Here is a 17,516-nt window from a genome sequence, read left to right as displayed (position 1 = left end):
CTCAGCAACTACTCAACCGTGACCGATTTGGCCAAGTTACGCGGCTTATCAACGTCACAGTCGCGATGCAGTGCTGCATAATAAGCGAGCAATTGCATTGGCACAACACTGACGAGCGGTGTCAGCAGTTCATGCACATGCGGGATGACAAATGCATCGCTATCTTGCTCCAGACCATTCATACTGAAGGTCATGTCATTGGCGCCCCGTGCAACAACTTCCTGTACGTTGCCTGCGAATGGCGTAATTAACATCCTCCTGAGTTGCGAGTGCAATCACTGGTGTGCCTTCTTCAATCAATGCGATGGTCCCATGCTTCAACTCACCGCCGGCAAAGCCTTCAGCCTGAATATAGGAGATTTCTTTCAACTTCAATGCTCCCTCCAGGCATACGAAGTAATCTGTACTCCGGCCAATGAAGAAAGCATTCCGGGTTGTTCCGAGATTGTCGCGGACAAGCTCTTCAATGGTTTCTTTCTGATCTGTCAAAGCTTCCATGGCATTCGCCACAATAGCGAGTTCCTGCATTGGATCAAAGTCCAATTCAAGCCCTGTTGCCTGTGCTGTATCCACTGCCAGAATAGCCAGCACGGCGATTTGAGCCGTATAGGCTTTTGTGGAAGCGACGGCAATTTCCGGTCCGGCATGCAGATGCAATGTATCATCTGATTCACGAGAAAGGGTGGATCCCGGCACATTCGTGATTGTCAGTGCCGGATGACCCATTTCTTTAATTTTAACCAATACTGAACGGCTGTCGGCTGTTTCACCGCTCTGTGAAATGAATACGAATAATGGATTTTCCGACAAGAGTGGCATGTTATAGGAAAATTCACTTGCCACATGAACTTCCACTGGTATACCAGCCATTTTTTCCAGGAATTGTTTGCCGACAAGACCTGCGTGATAGCTGGTTCCCGCCGCAATGATATAAATGCGGTCGCAAGCTTTCATCGCACAGCGCACATTCTGATCCAGTTTAAGATTATCCTGTTCATCCTGATATTCCTGAATAATCCGCCGCATGACAAATGGCTGTTCATCGATTTCCTTCAGCATGAAGTGCGGATATGTGCCTTTTTCCGTATCGCTCACATCAATCTGAGCTGTAAACGGTCTGCGGTTTACGGCAGTGCCGTCCAGTTTTTGCACTTCCGCAAAATTGCGATTCAAAAGGACAATTTCGTGATCGTAAATCTCCAGATACTGATCGGTTTCTTTCAAGGTTGCCATAGCATCACTGGCTATCACGTTAAATCCGTCACCCAGGCCGACAAGCAATGGGCTTTTATTTTTGGCAACATAAATCGTATCCCCGTCTTCTTGATCGATTAAACCAATCGCATAGGAACCTTTCAAGAGGCTTATCGTCTGACGAAACGCTTCGGCTGTATCCCCGTATGTTTCAGCGTTTTTTTCAACGAGCTGAACAATGACCTCCGTATCAGTGACACTGCCAAACGTGACGCCATCGAGATAATCTCTTTTCAGATCCTGGTAATTTTCAATGACACCATTGTGAACAACCGCAAACCGGCCAGACGCACTTTGATGCGGATGTGCATTCTCCGCACTCGGTTCGCCATGTGTTGCCCAGCGTGTATGGCCAATCCCCATGGTTGAATCAGCTTTCTCATCAACACGCTTGCGCAATGCGGCGATCCGTCCCTTTACCTTAAACAAATTGATGTCTTCACGATCCAATACTGCAATACCCGCAGAATCGTATCCGCGGTATTCCAGTTTCTCCAATCCATTCAGTAAAATATCTTTCGTATCATTATATCCAATATAGCCTACAATTCCGCACATCGTTGTTTCCTCCTTAAATTTAAGGGGCAACAAACGACCTAAAAGGATCTCTTTCGTTTTTCCAAAGATCAGATGTCAGAGGTCTGATCAGAGTAAATCAGCAATCCAGCCGATTTTACATCTGACTTCCGGCCTCTGACCACTGACCTCTGGAAGGGGCGTTCTGTTGCCCCTTTCTCGTGATTGTCATGCATCAGCTTACTTAATCCTTTGTACAGCAAGTCGCCTCACTGTTTTTAAGAAAAAGTATCACGACTGTGATGTGCAGCCGGGAGGTACCCGCCGAAAAAGTTCGATAACCCCCACCTCGTCAACTATTTTCACTACCGGTCGGAAAATAGTTCAGGCGCTTTTCATGCTTTTATCAACTGCGCTCCTTTCTGTTTAATGAATCAGTCCACCCCTTAAGCAATCGAGGCTTTCTACATTTTAACCGGGACAACACTTATTGGTCAAATCTTTTTTGGAAAGGGTGGGTATTATAATGTGTATGCTTGAATGAAGCACAATGTGTATTGTTAATAGACCTTTAATGGTCACAAATATGGAACCACCTCAAAATCCATTAAGTAAAAATGATGATCAAACCCAAATACTTTGTTAATTCGTTCCTTTTTCATAATTGCCATACTAACGGCATCAACATAGGATAAACGCTGATCTGAGAAATCCCTTAGTAACTGTTCTGATATGTCAAGGATATCCCCCTCACCAACAATGACATCCAACATACCGCTTGCCTTCGATTGATTAATAACATTGAGAAAATTGTCTGCAGATTTAAATCCCTCCCTATATCGTAACCATGTATAAGTTTCCGCGATGACGTAACTGGATGAAAGTCGTTTAATGGATAAATCAAGACTTTCTAAATAAGAACGGGCCGCTTTATGGAAATGATCATTCTCCACAATGAGAGCAATCCATGCCCCAGTGTCGATAAATAATTTATTTCTTTTCATCTGTATCCCCTTTTTCAGCCAAATAAACATCCTGATCATGTGTCGTGGATCCATCTTTTTTACCGTTCTTTACTATTCCAACCAGTTCAAACAACGGATCTTTTTGCTTCATTTGGTTATTTGCCAGATAGTTATCAACAGCTTCTCTAATAAATTCCGCTTCGGACATGCCATTTCGTGCAGATATTTGTTTCACGTACCTATTCTGCTCAGGATCAAGATAAATTTGTTTTCTAACCTTTCGTTCATATTCCATGGCGAATCACCTCATATACATTATATGATAAAATAGTGATGTATACAATCAAAACTGATGGATATACCACAAAGAATACCAAATCCTTTATTTTCAGGGGTTTGAAAGGTTATAATGATTTCAATCACCTACTTTTAAAAAATAAGGAGTAAGCTCATGAACATTTCAGATATCCCGCATGATATGACATTTAAATTTGGCCCGAATCTCCGGGAAGTGCCTTTAAATAAAATGGACATGCTTTATGGTATGATGTATCTGCAAAAACAGCTGAATGATAAGACACTGGACAAACATGAAAAAGGCAAATTGCATGGACTGCTCGGAACCTTTTTGCGCATTGTTGGTGAACTGGAAGAAAGCAAACGGCATCTTAACATGGCCATTGACATTTTCCGTGAACTGGACAGAAAGCAGAGCGTGTTTGTCAATCAGCTGCGTCTGGCCAATACATATCAATGGCATAACGATTTTGAAACGTCCAATCAGATGTTCGATGAGCTGATAGAGCATGCTGAAAACAATTCCGATTACATAGAATACCGTGATTTTGCATATCAGCATCAAGGCAAAAACCTGTTTGATCAGGAAAAGTACCGTGAAGCACTGGATTACTTTCAAAAAGCGTTGGAACTCAGAAAAGACAATCGCAATAGTGAGCTGATTCATTCTACCGAAACAGCGATTGAGACCTGTGAGAAAAAACTGAACAAATAACTCCTTCTACCCCTATTATCGAAACGAACAGCTGAAAAGAGGCATCCTGAAAAAATTTTTTTTGGGATGCCCCTTTTTTGGTTCTGATTTCGATTATAGGAGTAAGAAGGGGGTGAGTCATCCAGCAGCTGTAAAGGAGAAGGCAGCCAAAAGGGATTCCAATACCGGCTTAATGCAACTCTCGTGTTTGCATTCACCCTAGATTCGCTATTCAATCAGTGATCACATTCCGTTTGCGAACGCCTATAAAAAACAAAAGAAACAACACACCAGCGTATATGAGGACATACATCCATTCCAGCAATAATCCAGCATTGATGTATAAGCTTTCGTCCCCTAACAAATCAACAATCGAAAATGCAGGTGGAATAAGCCAGGTTATGAAAGACATGAATTGCGGCAGTGCATCTATATATGTATAGGAAATCATCGTCCATATTATATAAAGGCAAACAGGAGGTACAAACTGATATGACCGTATATAATCCTGCATGCAGTATTTAGCTATATTAATCATCTATTCACCTTGACCTTCCCAGTATCATCAGGCGCAAGCATCGGCAGCATATTCGTCTGACGGGAGACAAATTGAATGGTGCCGCCCAATGCCAGGATGCTGCTGATTAACGCATTGCTTTTTGCCGCATACACAGAAATAATATGAGAAGATGAGGACTGGCAAACATGCTGAATGATGTCTGCTGAACTGCTAACAAAGGATAAAAGCTCTTTGGATGTACCAGTAAATTCGATTGTTCGATAGTGTTTATTTTTCCCGAACGTCTTTAATTCCTTTATGTTCTGTTGTGTGACATGAATATTTCGATCAGCCAGTCTTTCGGCAAGATCCGATTCATGATGCGTCAAGACAATCGTTGTGCCTTCTTTTTTTAACTGTGTCAGATTCGCTGTCATCGTCTCCTGTGAATCAGGGTCCAGTCCTGATGTCGGTTCATCCAGTAAAAACAGCTCAGGCAAAATTAAAAAACCCTGAATAATGTTTACCTTTTGCTTATTTCCTTTGGATAAATGCGAAAGGCGCGTATGCTGATAGGCTTCCAACCCGAATCGCTTGATAAGTTCAGCGGTTGGAATGCAAATGGCAGTTTCATACTTTGCTATTAACCCTGATGTTGTTCCAAAAAGTCCAGCATGCGTTTATAAACCTTGATTTCGTTTTCTTTTTTCGAAAAGCCGTGGCCTTCATCATCCAGGACCATGTAGTCGACATCGCGACCCTTTTCCTCCAATTTGGCTACAATATTATCTGATTCCGCTTTGACGACGCGTGGATCATGTGCTCCCTGGATGACGAGCATCGGCTTTGTCATGCTATCCAGATAGGTGACCGGTGAGTCCCTGATGAAGCGTTTTTTATCACGTTCAGGATCACCAAGCCAGCGTTCCATAATCGGCTTCCAGTGATCAGGGACCGAATTGACGAATGTGAACAAATCAGACGGGCCGAAAACATCAACACATGCCTTGAAATATTCCGGATGGCGGCCATGCAGGAGCAATGTCATATAGCCGCCGTAGCTGCCGCCGATGAGGAATAGCTTATCCCGATCGGCTATGCCCTTTTCAAACAGCCATTCAATTCCGGCAATACAATCCAGGCGTGGTCCTTCTCCCCAGTCTTGTTCGACTAATTTGATGAAGCTTGAACCATAGCCTGTGCTTCCCCGAAAATTTGGGGCAAAAATCGTATAGCCACGGTTAAGCAAACATTGGAACATCGAATAGAATGACTTTCGCTCAGCAGCCTGTGGTCCGCCGTGCGGCCAGAAGACCGTATAACCATTGTCATTTTCCGGTTTGGCTCTGTACAATAACGCTTCGATCTCCATACCGTCAAAAGATTTGTAGGACACAACATCCGGCTCTACCATATCATCAGTGTTCACGCCGAGTACCCGGTTGTTGGTCAATTGCTTCCAATGCTCACCGTCTTTTGATTGAAAGATATTGGGCGGGACAGCTGCACTTGTTCCCAGAATATAAAGGTTGCCTGCTTTGGTTACGTTGATTTGATAAATGATATCCACCGGTGCTGATAAATTTGTCAGATTGCCTGAGTCCAGATCATAACGATACAGGCTATCCGTAACACCATTTTCCGTGACAAGAAATAAGGTATTGTTTTCTTTATTATATTTCATTTGCTCGACACTTTCTTGCTCAATCGACAACACCCGGGAAAATTCCTTGTTCTCCAAATCAAATTTTGCGACATATTTATACTCGCTTTCATAATCCGTCACAAAATAAATCGTTTTGTCATCCACAAACACAGGTTCAAATGTGACATGCACTTTTTCCGGGTCAGGTGTCAGATTGTACGTTTCGTCTCCCATTTTGACAAACCCGGGGATAAACGTGTTCGCAAATGTCTGCAAATAGACAAATGCTTCTTCATTCTCAGAAACAGCTACCAGACTCGTTGGCGATACTTCCCCGATATGCAGCAGCGTATCCGAATCATTTTCCAGATTGCGGACACGGGTATTCAGAAACGATGAGTTTTCTTCTGATGTTATATAATAAATACGTTCGCCGTCATCACTCAAATCGGTGAAAATAAATTTCTCTTCCGGATCCCCTGTCACAACAGGCTTGGGAATGCCGCCATCATAAGGTATCGCATAAATATGGTGGTTCTCATCACCATCTTTATCAAATCCAGTCAGTACATAGCGGCTTTTCGGATCAAATTTGACAAAACTGCACGATTCATCCTGATGAGCAAACAGGTATGGGTATGTAGCCGGCAGATCCATGGCCCATAGATTCATGTTGCCATCCAGGTTGGTGCTGAAAACAAGCCGCTCTTCATCAGCACTTACATCAAACCCTGTGATAACATATGTACGGAAAAATTGCTCAACTGTCGGCTTTGGAAATGTAATCATCGAACTCCCCCTCGATAAAATGTTTGAATAATTTTACTTGGCAAAATAATTATAACGTAAATCACATAGAATAAACAGATTAGTGATGAAGATTCTAAATGGACCGTGTACGACGTCACTGTTCCATGTTTGGCGTTTTTCCTCCTAAGTTTGGCGTTTCCGTGCTCTAGTTTGGCGACATTAATTATTGGGAATTTTCATTTAATTGAATCACATCTGTACAATTAATGGTCAAAGTAAATATGTCTCAAAAGAAGGAATAATCTATAATTATCCAGAATATAAAGTTATGAAAGATACGCTGAAAATAGGGGCGGCATACAATGAGTAAAAAGCTTATATGGTATTCTTTAATTTCCATAATAATGATTTCGTTTACAACTTGGATATTCATTACTCTATATGAAAGCGAAGAACCAATAAGAACTGCGGATACCGTAACAAACTTTGCTCTAAAAACTGCTCCATCAGGTAGTGATAGTCAATACAATATCGAATTAACAATGAATGAGGAAGGGAATTTTCATATAGAAACCTCTGTAATAATAAGGAACATCTCCAAAGATTCGTGGAGCGAGCTTGTTTTTTACTTTATCCCAAATATGTTTACGGAAAATACATCACTGGACTTAAATCGTTCCTTGGAGGTTCCATCAACTGTTAACTTACATAAGGTTACGTTAAATGGAGAACAGGCAGATTATAATTTGGATAAAGATACTTTAACTGTGTCTCTATCAAAAAAATTGGAACCTGGTAATGATATAAAAGTAGATTTCACCTATGATTTCACTCTTCCTGAAGAAGGCTTAAGGTTTACAAAGAACAATGAGAACTATTATTTGGCGCAATTCTACCCGATGGTTGCTACATATAGAGATCATCAGTGGAATAAAGAGGATTACAGGTTTAGAGGTGAAACCTATCATACGGCTTTCAGTGATTTTAAGGTGAAATATGAGGTGCCTGATGGTTACACTGTCGCATCATCAAGCGACAGTGATCAGTATCCCGGCCCGTCTAATAACACGTTTGAAGTAAATCATGTAAAAGAAATGTTTATAGCTATCCTTTATCAGCCAAAGGTTATTCAAAAAATGGAGGAAGACATAACTATCCGAGTGGTTGGTTTTGAAGAGAACGAGGATCTATATAAAGAAATTAGTGAGGTGGCTTCCGATGCACTGCGATACTTTCAAAAGAATATCGGTCCGTACCCATTTACACAACTTGATATTATCGTGGACGAGCTCGGAATGGAATACCCGGGGATTGTGACAGCTAATTCGGTTTATGGTAGTGGCCCTGTTAATCCAAATGCCCTAAAAAATATGGTTGTGCATGAAATAGCCCATCAATGGTTTTATGGTGTCATTAGCAATGACCCGTACAATGATGCCTGGTTGGATGAAGGTTTTGCAAACTTTGCTACTGGATTATACAATTTGTCCGGCAGCAATCAGGAAGTACCATATGAAACGATGAATAAACAATTAGAAGATTTAGAGCCACTTCCGGTTAACCTGCCTCTTGATGAATATGATCGCAATATGAGTTCATATGTCTATGGCAAATCGAGCACTATGTTGTGGAAATTATTTGAACAAAATGATGGGATAAAGGGAGCAGAAAAGTTTTTGAAGACTTATTATGATCATTACAAGTATAAAGAAGTTGATACTGAAGAATTTGTAAGATTTTCAAAACACTATTTTGACTTGGAAGATGACTCTTTTTTTAGGGAGTGGTTCTTGCTTGAATGATTCCTTTTATATTCAATTGTAGCACCATGCGACTCAGCAATGCTTCATTTTCCAACAAAATCACCTTCCTTTATCTATTTTATATTAACTTTAAAACGCTCAGAACTTATATATCTGAGCGTTTATTAAATGAATTATTATTTTACAGTTAGTACCAGCTGGTGTTTGTTTCCCCTGACAGTTTTGGAACCGAACCTGTTATTTTAGCAGAGCAGTTTCCTTATTCTTTCATCCCGAGCAGGTCATCAATCACCGTTGCCACCTGATCGGCATATTTTTCACAATCCGCTTTAGTAGGTGCTTCTACCATAACCCGGACGAGCGGTTCAGTGCCGGATGGACGTACAAGGACACGGCCTTCCCCGCCCATCTCACTTTCAACACGGTCGATAGCTTCTTGAATTTTTGGATTCGTCATGGCGTTATGTTTATCAACGACTTTCACATTTTTTAGCACTTGCGGATAAATATCCATCTCACCGGCTAGCTCTGATAATGGCTTTTCCGTGTCTCTAATAACATTCACCAGCTGGAGGGCTGTCAGCATGCCATCACCGGTTGTATTATGATCAAGGAAGATGACATGTCCCGATTGTTCGCCGCCAAGATTGTAACCGCCATTACGCATTTCCTCCATGACATAGCGGTCACCAACGGCTGTCTTATCACTGCGCATACCATTTTCCTCCAGCGCCTTATAAAATCCGAGATTGCTCATGACGGTTGAGACAACTGTGTTATGCCGCAATACACCTTTTTGATTCATATATTTTCCGCAAATGTACATGATCTGATCACCATCGACAGTATTCCCATTCTCATCGACGGCAATCAAACGGTCGCCATCTCCGTCAAAAGCGAGACCCAGGTCGGCTTCCTTTTCTTTGACAAATTCCTGCAAAGCCTCCGGATGGGTCGAACCAACATTATCATTAATGTTCAGGCCATCCGGTGAAGAACCGATGGAAACAATGTCTGCTTCCAGATCAGCAAACAAATGTGTCGCCAGGCTTGACGTTGCGCCATGTGCGCAATCCAGTGCAATCCGCATACCCTCAAAATCATTATCAATCGAATCTTTAAGGAAGGAAAGGTATTTCTGACCGCCTACAAAATAGTCATTCATAACACCAATATCCGCGCCAACCGGACGTGGAAGATTGTCCCCGCCTTCCATCAGCTGTTCAATCTCATTTTCTTCATCGTCCGATAATTTAAAACCATCCGGTCCGAAAAACTTAATGCCATTATCCTCGACAGGATTGTGTGATGCGGAGATCATGACACCGGCTTCCGCTTTGATCGCTCGTGTCAAATAAGCAACACCTGGCGTTGAAATAACCCCAAGCCGCATGACCTCGGCACCAATCGAAAGCAATCCGGCAACAAGTGCGCCTTCAAGCATGTTTCCCGATACACGTGTATCCCGTCCAATCAGTATCTTGGGCTTATCAGTGCCTTTTGTTAATGCATAACCGCCAAATCGGCCTAATTTATATGCTAACTCTGATGTCAATTCTGTGTTGGCTATCCCTCTGACACCATCTGTTCCAAAATATTTTCCCATCTCGATTACCTCTCCTTTTCATCCGTCTATCCACTATTAGAGGTTGTTAAAATAATTAATTCTTTTTATCCTGTTTGAACAGAAATGAATAAGAACATTTACGCTGAATCTATTCTGATGAAATCTCAGCTGTCACCTGTTCGAATTCCCCCTCGGCTTCAACGTTTTCCGGACTTTCTATCGTGATCGGGATGTCATGTTCACCATCTTCCAATCCTTCTGCATCTATCACGGCACGAAAATCATCGGCCGTCAGTTCACTAACTTCCGCCTGAGCCCCTGTCACGGTTAGCGTCATTTCCTCATTTTCCGGTTCGACAAACGATATATCCTGTCCACCGTCAAGGTTTTCAACGTCAATCGGTATGCCCTCAATGGATCTGGTTTGTTCCAATTGCACCGTGACTTCAACCGTTTCCGGATCAGGTACATTGGCACCATCAGGCGGATTAAATCCAACATCAACCGTTCCTGATTCCGTTACATTTGCTAAATCAATCTCCTCCGTTGAAACTTCTTCTATACCTTGTAAGACATCACTTGTTCCGAAAATTTCCACTTCATCAACATTAGGCGTTATAGAGGATAATGAATAATCATCCGGAAGTTCGCCTGATATCTGGACATTCACTGGGACGTCCTTACTTGGGTTGTTTATATCAACCGAGACATTGACATTTTCCGGCTCAACCCGGACATTCAATTCATTTCCGCCTGCATCATAAACATTGACGGGGACTTCCCGGCTGTCAATTGGTTCTGTTACACCAGCCATATCGACATACACTTTGACAATTGCAATCTGCTCAATCACTTCCCTTGAACTTGTAATGGTGACTTGTCCAGGGTCAGACTGTGACTCACCAATTTCCAAACCATCAGGAAGCTCGCCAGCATTGATATAATCTACGTTAACATCGAATTCTTCCGATGCCCGTTCTTCAATTGTCACTTCGATTGTTTTGGGCTCAATGTACATACTGACATCGTCGGGAATATCGGTATGCTCCAATGTCACGGTATGAGTACCTTCACCTAATCCTTCCAGATCAACAAATATATCAAAGTTCTGCTGGCGTGCTGTGGCCGTTATCGTACCTGTTGTGCCTTCAAGCGTCACACTTGCCACTTCGGGTACGCCACTTACCACATAATTTTCTTCATCGATCCGGATATTGACAGGGACATTCTCAACTGTTTGAACATCAGCGCCTGTATTCGGAAATATCCGCGAGTCGTTCTGATATTGATCAATCTCGACTTGGACAAAAACATATAATGCAATAGCAAAAGCTAACGAAATAGCACGGACAAACCACCGACTCTTAAACCAATTATCCATTCTTTTTCCCCCTCTGATGTCTCAACTTATGTTCAGAGGCTCTCATGGATAGGGATAGCGTTTCACGCAGATAATGGCGCAATCCCTCCTGATCGAGATCCCGTTTCAATTCTCCGTTTTTCGTAGCGGCGATATTTCCTGTTTCCTCGGATACGACAATCGTTATCGCATCGGTAACCTCGCTTATCCCCATTGCCGCCCGATGCCTTGTACCAAGTTCTTTGGAGATGAACGGGCTTTCGGATAATGGAAGATAGCAGGCAGCTGCAAAAATTTCTTCATCCTTTATAATCACGGCACCATCATGCAGCGGCGTATTCGGCGTAAATATATTTGTCAGTAATTGATGGGTCAGTTTTCCATGGATTGGAATCCCGGTCTCGGCATACTCACCGATTCCTGTTTCACGTTCAATGGATATCAGTGCACCAATCCGACGCTTGGCCATGTACTGACACGATTGGACGATTGACTCGATTCTTTGTTCCAGTATTTCCTCCTCGGATTTTGACCCTCTTGCAAAAAGATTCCCCCGGCCAATCTGTTCCAATGCTCTTCTCAACTCAGGCTGGAATAGGATGATAATGACGACAAAACCCCAGTTGATCACCTGGTTTGTCAGATATTGAATCGTATGTAGTTCAAGCAGTATACTGACCGCCCAGACGAGCAGCACTACTACAATGCCTTTTAACAGCTGAATGGCTTTCGTGCCTCTGATCAGCATAATTATTTTATATAAAACATACCAGACGAGAGCAATATCTACGCCGATTCGCAGTAATTCAAGAAGATTAAATCCCCCATCAAGCATGTTCACACTTCCTTCCATACATAGTGTGCTCTCCTATCGATACATAATACCGCTCCCATTATATCATATTATTTATGGTATCACCTATATTTATCAATAAGAAAAACTTAGGGCCAGCCTCGTTTTTCCAGAGGTCAGATGCCAGAAGCCGGATTGGGTGAAATCGGCGAGGCAGCCGATTCTCGTATAAAAACGTCAACCGAAATTTGATACGTTGTTTCCGATTAATAAAAACCTGGCGATAACCAGGTTTTCTCTCACCAATTATTTTTGTAAACCGACTATCTGGATATGTCCAAGTGAAAAGATACTTTCAAAGAAATCCTTCAGTTGAAACCAGAGCCACTCAAACATCCGATCGACCTGATGAAGCTCGCCGTTGATTTCACCGGCTGAGGCCATCAGTTGAGACCCTTCAATAGTTTCTTCGTCGATCAGCTCACCATTAATCAGCCGGACATCGCCATCCACCGTTCCATCTATTCGTAAATCGCCATTTTTAACGACTAAGTCACCCGATACAGTCACATCCTCGGGTACAATGACAGTATCCCCTCGTATCTCCAGGTTCTCCTGTTTGGAAACAACCAGTTCATTACCCTGATTCCAGGTTGAAAACATCCCACTGAACATCAAAATAAAGAAAATAGCAGCTGATGTTAAAATAGGATGTGCTTTAAACCAGCGTGTATATTTAACACGTTTCTTTTCAGCCGGCAAATTCTGCATGACGTTGTTCGTGAAGTCATCAGGTGCACTGATTTGCCCGGCACTTTGAACGAGTGTAATCGTACGCTTCAGTTCATGGAAATGTTTTTGACATGCCTCACAATCCTCCAGGTGAGTGCGCAGTTTATCTTCTTCCTGTTTTATGAGATCCCCATCCAAATATCTATGCATGAGCTGTATGGCCTCTTTGCTGCAATCCATGCGATCACACTCCTTTACACATGACGAAGCTTTTTCCGTAAAGCTTCACGCCCTCGATGTATCCGGGTTTTTACCGTACCAAGCGGGATATCCAATATGTCACTGATTTCCTGCAATGAAAATTCTTCTAAATATCTTAGAATAATGACGCTCCGGTATTTGGGCGGCAGTCCGTAAATCTCCCGTGTTATATAATCCTGAAGCTCCATCCCTTGCACTTCCTCTTCAGGAAGCCGATTATCTGCAGCCAGCTGGGAGTACATAGTCAATCCTTCTATCCCTTTAATTTCTGCATCAAGGTAATAATCCGGTTTACGTTTTCGTATCCGGTCAATTGTCAGGTTGGTCGCAATTCGATAGAGCCACGTTGAAAATTTGCGTTTGTCATCAAAGGAATGAATGTTGACATAGGCACGAACAAACGTTTCCTGCCCAATATCCTCCGCTTCGTACGTATTGCCGAGCATACGGTAACAATGCTGATAAATTTTTTGCTGATAAAAGGATACAATATCTTCAAAAGCTGATTGATCTCCTCGTTTAACCTTTTTGACTTTCTCCTTGATCATCGAATCCATCTCTTGTACCTCCGCTTACTATGCGGTATTATCCATACGAACTAACACCGTATAAGGTTTCAAAAATTTTTATGGGTTTTTTTATTTGCAGATTTCAGTTCAAAATGCTCGCTTTTTGCCTGATTCAAGCCAGTTTTATGCCAATGATGCACTGCTTAAAAAAATCGTGCTTTTTGAGGATGTAACATTTTCACCGGCCCAGTCTGTTAAATATGCGATAAAACCGTTTATCACCCCGGTTAATTGGGTAGTTTATATTACAATTATACTAAAAATGGAGGGCCTTTTGTGGATAATCATTCAATATTGTTAGAAAAAATTGAGAACTACCGTCATGAAATGCTGGAACTCAGTAAGCAATATGGCTTAACATCCCTGGCTGTCATAAAAGTGAGCAAGCAGCTGGATGATTTATTGAATGAATATCAGAATGCTGAACGTTTACAAAAGGGGAATTACGAAAGTCTTTCATTACATATATAGCTAAAAAGACATCCGAGGGTAAGGATGTCTTTTTTATGAGATAGGTCCAGCGGTAAGCAGGTTTTATTTCGTCTTTGAATATCAATTCTATTTCAGTTTTTCGCCAAATAGCGAGCCGATTAATCCGACCGCCATTGTAGCTGTTTTATTTTTATCATCAAGGATTGGATTAACTTCGACAAATTCTGCTGATGTCAAAATATCGGCCTCTGACAGCATTTCCATGGCCAGGTGACTTTCACGATAAGACAGGCCGCCAATCTCCGGTGTACCCACTCCGGGCGCTTCTTCAGGATCCAATCCATCCAGATCAAGACTCAAATGAACACCATCTGTCCGCTCTTTCAGATAATCAATCGTTTCAGCCATCACTTGAGGCATCCCCAACCGGTCGATTTCATGCATGGAGTAAACGGTGATTCCTGTTTCCCGGATCAGCTCTTTCTCTCCCGGGTCAAGTGAACGTGCTCCGATAATGACGATGTTTTCATGCTTTACTTTTGGTGCATAGTCCAGAATATTCGTGAGTCTTTCATGGCCAATTCCGAGACTCACAGCCAGTGGCATCCCATGTATATTACCTGATGGTGACGTTTCACCGGAATTCAAATCACCATGTGCGTCATACCAGATAACTCCCAGGTTTTCATAATGTTTCGCTGTTCCTGCCAAACTGCCGATAGCAATACTATGATCGCCGCCTAATACTAATGGAAAACGGTTCTTCTCAATTTCCTGATCGACCATTTCCGCAAGTGTCTGATTGCTTTTTGATACTTGCTGCAGATTGCGTAAATTGCCTTCTTGTATAGTGTTTTCGCTATCCGGGCGGGAAACTGCCACATCGCCCAGGTCATTGATATGATATTTCAGATCTTCAAGGCGCTCCGTAACACCTGCATAACGAATGGCGCTTGGGCCCATGTCGACTCCCCGGCGGCTTTGGCCTAAATCCATAGGAACGCCAATAACGGACATATTTTTCAGCATAAAATAGCCTCCTCTTTTCCCTATTTTAGCCAAAAGTTGAACAATGACTCAACTCGACAAAAAAATGTATATATATACAGTCCGACCCCCTATAGTGAGATTGACATACAAAAAAACAGGATTGGCTCATATCAGTCAATCCTGCTTTTTTTGATTGAAAAGATAGCATAAAATTTTAAATGTCGTTTTCAGGTACAGAAATCGGCTAACTCGCCGATTTCTGCCAATCCGACCCCTGGTATCTGAAAAGACGCGTCAGCGTTTTTTCTTATGTTTCAGCCGCTCCTGTCTGTGAGGCAACGATAGTCAACGGTTTAATTCCTGCTTGTTCCCATGCTTTGGCCAGTTTTTCAGCTTTTTCACGGGACGGCAGAAATGCAATCCCGCAGTCACCGCCGCCGGCACCTGATGGCTTCCCGGCACCGCCATATTCTTCGGCGAGGTCACAGAGTGTTTTTAATAAGGGTGTCTCAATATTAACATCAGCATGTCTGCCAACAGCAGCCAGTGCCTGACGATTTTGTTTTGTCCCGTCGATGATGGATGAAGGCTCACCCCGATCAATACCATTTAAAAAAGTGCTGACGGCTTTTTCACTGTCTGTCAGAAACTGTTCGTATAATGGTGGATTATCCGTCTTGAGTCTGGCAATCCCAATAACCAATTGATGTGTGGAGGCAGGCTTTCCCGTCCATCCGATACACATATACAAATCTTTCGGCAGCTTGATCGGTTGAACATGAAAATAAAGCCAGTCCTTTTTTACGAGCTCCGTAATACTCACGGAGTCATAATAAGCAGCCTGAAGCCAGTCTGCCTGGAATGATGCATATTGCAAAAATCCGCCATAGGAAGAGGCAGCTACATCAGCGCCAGACCCGCTTCCTTGTGTTTTCACGTGTGAAATAGCCGCCAATTTGAAAATCAGCTTTTCAGACGGCTTTTCGGGCAAAAATTTCATCAACATAGCCGCCACCACGGATGTGACAACTGCAGCACTCGACCCAAGGCCATATTTTCTTCCTGATGCATCATCCAATTCACTTCGAATGGAAAGATGGAATGGATCCAGCTCAATATTATTCTCATTTAAATATGTATGGACAACATGCATCGCTTCTTCCACAAACCGTACGCGTTCATCATCCGTTTTGACGTGGATTTCATTATTTTCACAGGTCCATGCTAAATCGTGCAGATCAAATGTCTCAAGCGTCAGACGATTGTCGCTGCTTTCTTTTAACGTTGCGTACACAAGCGATCAACTGCCATCACAACTAATTTTTGATGTTTTTCAAGGACAGCAAACTCCCCGGCAACCATCAATTTTCCCGGGACTTTTACTGTTAAAGTGGAATCGGACAACTTGTTCAACCCCTAAATGTAGGATACGCCTTGGCCGGGCCTGCTTACTGTCACATCATGAACACCGGGAACGTTACGGAGCGTTTCCTTAATTGTCGCTTCATATTCAGGCAGGTAAAGAACCTTCACATTTGGTCCCGCATCAATCGTGAAAAACGCCGGGACACCAGCTGACCGCAAGTCCCGAACAGCTTGCATTATTGACAAAGTCGTACTGTGCCAGTAACTGAACGGGGGATTAGCAGCCAATGTTGTCGCATGCATCCGCAGGCAATTCGCTTCGGCTATCTCCCCCACTTTTTCAAAATCCCTTTCCGCAATACCGTCTTTGATCGCGGCCAGATCATCCGGAATACTGTCCACCCAAGCAGGATAGTAAGCTGATGTTTCCACTGTCCGTCTCATCCCTTCCCGGCTTAACACTTTCTTCTCGGCAGACGATAAAACAACAGCAGCAACCCTGATATCCCAATGATCGGCAGGCGCAATCGGGACAGCGTGCGAATCAGATCCATCAGCCTTTGCACCTTTCTCCCATTCGACAAACCCGCCATAAATCGACCTGCATGCGGAACCAGACCCTTGTCTCGTCAAAATTGAAAGTTTCTGTTCATCAGTTGGTAAATCGATGGCCTTAGCCGCCGCTGCAGCTAAAGCGGCAAACCCGGAAGCAGACGATGCGAAACCGGCTGCAGTCGGGACATGATTAGTGGAATGGATCTCAGCAAAAGCATCCGGCCGTCCTGCCGCTTCACGGATGCGATCAAGAAATGCGGTTACCCGGGCATATTCTTTTCCATCAATCAGCCGGTCATTCAAATAAAAACGATCTGACATCAGGCTATCCTGAAATTCAACTGTTGTGGTTGTATAAAAACCATCCAACGTCAACGATAAACTGTTGTTCATTGGCAGGATTAATGACTCATCACGTTTTCCCCAATATTTGATGAGAGCTATGTTTGTATGAGCCTTTGCTGTTGTTTTCATGTTATAACCCCTTTAGCCTTTATCGAACCAATTCA

At 42.9% G+C, this 17,516-nt stretch carries 17 protein-coding genes and 1 pseudogene; 3 read left to right on the top strand and 15 right to left on the bottom strand.

Translation table 11 applies throughout. The features are described from left to right. Positions 1–8: 8 nt before the first annotated feature. From glmS to Len3610_RS16940, 3 genes and pseudogenes are all read right to left on the bottom strand, one after another. Positions 9–1,812: pseudogene (gene glmS, locus Len3610_RS16950) on the bottom strand (glutamine--fructose-6-phosphate transaminase (isomerizing)). A 536-nt stretch (positions 1,813–2,348) separates the two neighbouring features. After that, positions 2,349–2,774: a type II toxin-antitoxin system VapC family toxin gene (locus tag Len3610_RS16945; protein WP_176448979.1), complete on the bottom strand. Its 426-nt coding sequence runs from the start codon at positions 2,772–2,774 to the stop codon at positions 2,349–2,351. Further along, entirely contained in the window at positions 2,761–3,030 is a 270-nt protein-coding gene (locus Len3610_RS16940; RefSeq protein ID WP_176448978.1) for a ribbon-helix-helix domain-containing protein, read from the bottom strand. The genes Len3610_RS16945 and Len3610_RS16940 overlap by 14 nt, the downstream gene beginning before the upstream one ends. A 156-nt stretch (positions 3,031–3,186) precedes the next feature. Between Len3610_RS16940 and Len3610_RS16935 the strand changes: the two genes are divergently transcribed. Then, entirely contained in the window at positions 3,187–3,747 is a 561-nt protein-coding gene (locus tag Len3610_RS16935) for a tetratricopeptide repeat protein (protein WP_255259666.1), read from the top strand. A gap of 211 nt (positions 3,748–3,958) precedes the next feature. On the opposite strand, the gene Len3610_RS16930 is transcribed toward Len3610_RS16935, so the two are convergent. The 3 genes from Len3610_RS16930 to Len3610_RS16920 form a co-directional block, all read right to left on the bottom strand. Beyond that, positions 3,959–4,177, bottom strand: a complete 219-nt coding sequence (locus Len3610_RS16930; protein WP_176448977.1) for a hypothetical protein — start codon at positions 4,175–4,177, stop codon at positions 3,959–3,961. A gap of 83 nt (positions 4,178–4,260) precedes the next feature. Continuing rightward, on the bottom strand, positions 4,261–4,824 hold the full coding sequence (locus Len3610_RS16925; RefSeq protein ID WP_255259922.1) for an ATP-binding cassette domain-containing protein: 564 nt from the start codon (positions 4,822–4,824) through the stop codon (positions 4,261–4,263). A gap of 44 nt (positions 4,825–4,868) precedes the next feature. Further along, positions 4,869–6,659, bottom strand: a complete 1,791-nt coding sequence (locus Len3610_RS16920; protein ID WP_176448975.1) for a S9 family peptidase — start codon at positions 6,657–6,659, stop codon at positions 4,869–4,871. Between the two features lie 323 nt (positions 6,660–6,982). On the opposite strand from Len3610_RS16920, the gene Len3610_RS16915 reads away from it, so the two are divergent. Beyond that, positions 6,983–8,422 (top strand): M1 family metallopeptidase, encoded by a 1,440-nt coding sequence (locus Len3610_RS16915; protein WP_176448974.1) that lies wholly within the window; start codon positions 6,983–6,985, stop codon positions 8,420–8,422. Between the two features lie 220 nt (positions 8,423–8,642). Here Len3610_RS16915 and glmM read toward each other — a convergent pair whose 3' ends face one another. The 5 genes from glmM to sigW form a co-directional block, all read right to left on the bottom strand. After that, positions 8,643–9,989, bottom strand: coding sequence for a phosphoglucosamine mutase (gene glmM, locus Len3610_RS16910; RefSeq protein WP_176448973.1), 1,347 nt, complete (start codon positions 9,987–9,989; stop codon positions 8,643–8,645). A gap of 109 nt (positions 9,990–10,098) precedes the next feature. After that, a complete protein-coding gene (locus tag Len3610_RS16905; protein WP_176448972.1) occupies positions 10,099–11,331 on the bottom strand; it encodes a CdaR family protein in 1,233 nt (410 codons plus the stop codon). Further along, a complete protein-coding gene (gene cdaA / locus Len3610_RS16900; RefSeq protein ID WP_176449722.1) occupies positions 11,324–12,145 on the bottom strand; it encodes a diadenylate cyclase CdaA in 822 nt (273 codons plus the stop codon). Before cdaA ends, Len3610_RS16905 begins: the two co-directional genes overlap by 8 nt. A gap of 264 nt (positions 12,146–12,409) precedes the next feature. Beyond that, positions 12,410–13,075, bottom strand: coding sequence for a zf-HC2 domain-containing protein (locus Len3610_RS16895; protein ID WP_176448971.1), 666 nt, complete (start codon positions 13,073–13,075; stop codon positions 12,410–12,412). A gap of 14 nt (positions 13,076–13,089) precedes the next feature. Continuing rightward, positions 13,090–13,653, bottom strand: coding sequence for an RNA polymerase sigma factor SigW (gene sigW, locus Len3610_RS16890; RefSeq protein ID WP_176448970.1), 564 nt, complete (start codon positions 13,651–13,653; stop codon positions 13,090–13,092). Positions 13,654–13,941: 288 nt separating this feature from the next. Between sigW and Len3610_RS16885 the strand changes: the two genes are divergently transcribed. Continuing rightward, entirely contained in the window at positions 13,942–14,136 is a 195-nt protein-coding gene (locus Len3610_RS16885) for an aspartyl-phosphate phosphatase Spo0E family protein (RefSeq protein ID WP_176448969.1), read from the top strand. Positions 14,137–14,223: 87 nt separating this feature from the next. On the opposite strand, the gene rocF is transcribed toward Len3610_RS16885, so the two are convergent. The 4 genes from rocF to mvaD form a co-directional block, all read right to left on the bottom strand. Next, positions 14,224–15,126, bottom strand: coding sequence for an arginase (rocF, locus tag Len3610_RS16880; RefSeq protein ID WP_176448968.1), 903 nt, complete (start codon positions 15,124–15,126; stop codon positions 14,224–14,226). A gap of 268 nt (positions 15,127–15,394) precedes the next feature. Further along, positions 15,395–16,381 (bottom strand): phosphomevalonate kinase, encoded by a 987-nt coding sequence (locus Len3610_RS16875; protein ID WP_255259665.1) that lies wholly within the window; start codon positions 16,379–16,381, stop codon positions 15,395–15,397. Next, a complete protein-coding gene (locus Len3610_RS21285) occupies positions 16,366–16,491 on the bottom strand; it encodes a hypothetical protein (RefSeq protein ID WP_255259664.1) in 126 nt (41 codons plus the stop codon). The genes Len3610_RS16875 and Len3610_RS21285 overlap by 16 nt, the downstream gene beginning before the upstream one ends. A 12-nt stretch (positions 16,492–16,503) precedes the next feature. After that, positions 16,504–17,481, bottom strand: a complete 978-nt coding sequence (gene mvaD / locus Len3610_RS16870; protein ID WP_176448967.1) for a diphosphomevalonate decarboxylase — start codon at positions 17,479–17,481, stop codon at positions 16,504–16,506. Between the last annotated feature and the right edge of the window lie 35 nt (positions 17,482–17,516).

Origin of the sequence: Lentibacillus sp. CBA3610, assembly GCF_013373365.1 — a bacterium.
In the GTDB taxonomy this organism is placed as follows: domain Bacteria; phylum Bacillota; class Bacilli; order Bacillales; family Amphibacillaceae; genus Lentibacillus.
The sequence above is the reverse complement of the archived record's forward strand: the minus strand, read 5'-3'. Positions and strand labels throughout refer to the sequence as shown.

Bases quoted from the DNA above. Each gene is read 5' to 3' on its own strand.
- Len3610_RS16945 (WP_176448979.1), bottom strand. From the start codon at position 2,774: ATGAAAAGAAATAAATTATTTATCGACACTGGGGCATGGATTGCTCTC.
- Len3610_RS16940 (WP_176448978.1), bottom strand. From the start codon at position 3,030: ATGGAATATGAACGAAAGGTTAGAAAACAAATTTATCTTGATCCTGAG.
- Len3610_RS16935 (WP_255259666.1), top strand. From the start codon at position 3,187: ATGAACATTTCAGATATCCCGCATGATATGACATTTAAATTTGGCCCG.
- Len3610_RS16930 (WP_176448977.1), bottom strand. From the start codon at position 4,177: ATGATTTCCTATACATATATAGATGCACTGCCGCAATTCATGTCTTTC.
- Len3610_RS16920 (WP_176448975.1), bottom strand. From the start codon at position 6,659: ATGATTACATTTCCAAAGCCGACAGTTGAGCAATTTTTCCGTACATAT.
- Len3610_RS16915 (WP_176448974.1), top strand. From the start codon at position 6,983: ATGAGTAAAAAGCTTATATGGTATTCTTTAATTTCCATAATAATGATT.
- glmM (WP_176448973.1), bottom strand. From the start codon at position 9,989: ATGGGAAAATATTTTGGAACAGATGGTGTCAGAGGGATAGCCAACACA.
- Len3610_RS16905 (WP_176448972.1), bottom strand. From the start codon at position 11,331: ATGGATAATTGGTTTAAGAGTCGGTGGTTTGTCCGTGCTATTTCGTTA.
- cdaA (WP_176449722.1), bottom strand. From the start codon at position 12,145: ATGCTTGATGGGGGATTTAATCTTCTTGAATTACTGCGAATCGGCGTA.
- Len3610_RS16895 (WP_176448971.1), bottom strand. From the start codon at position 13,075: ATGGATTGCAGCAAAGAGGCCATACAGCTCATGCATAGATATTTGGAT.
- sigW (WP_176448970.1), bottom strand. From the start codon at position 13,653: ATGGATTCGATGATCAAGGAGAAAGTCAAAAAGGTTAAACGAGGAGAT.
- rocF (WP_176448968.1), bottom strand. From the start codon at position 15,126: ATGCTGAAAAATATGTCCGTTATTGGCGTTCCTATGGATTTAGGCCAA.
- mvaD (WP_176448967.1), bottom strand. From the start codon at position 17,481: ATGAAAACAACAGCAAAGGCTCATACAAACATAGCTCTCATCAAATAT.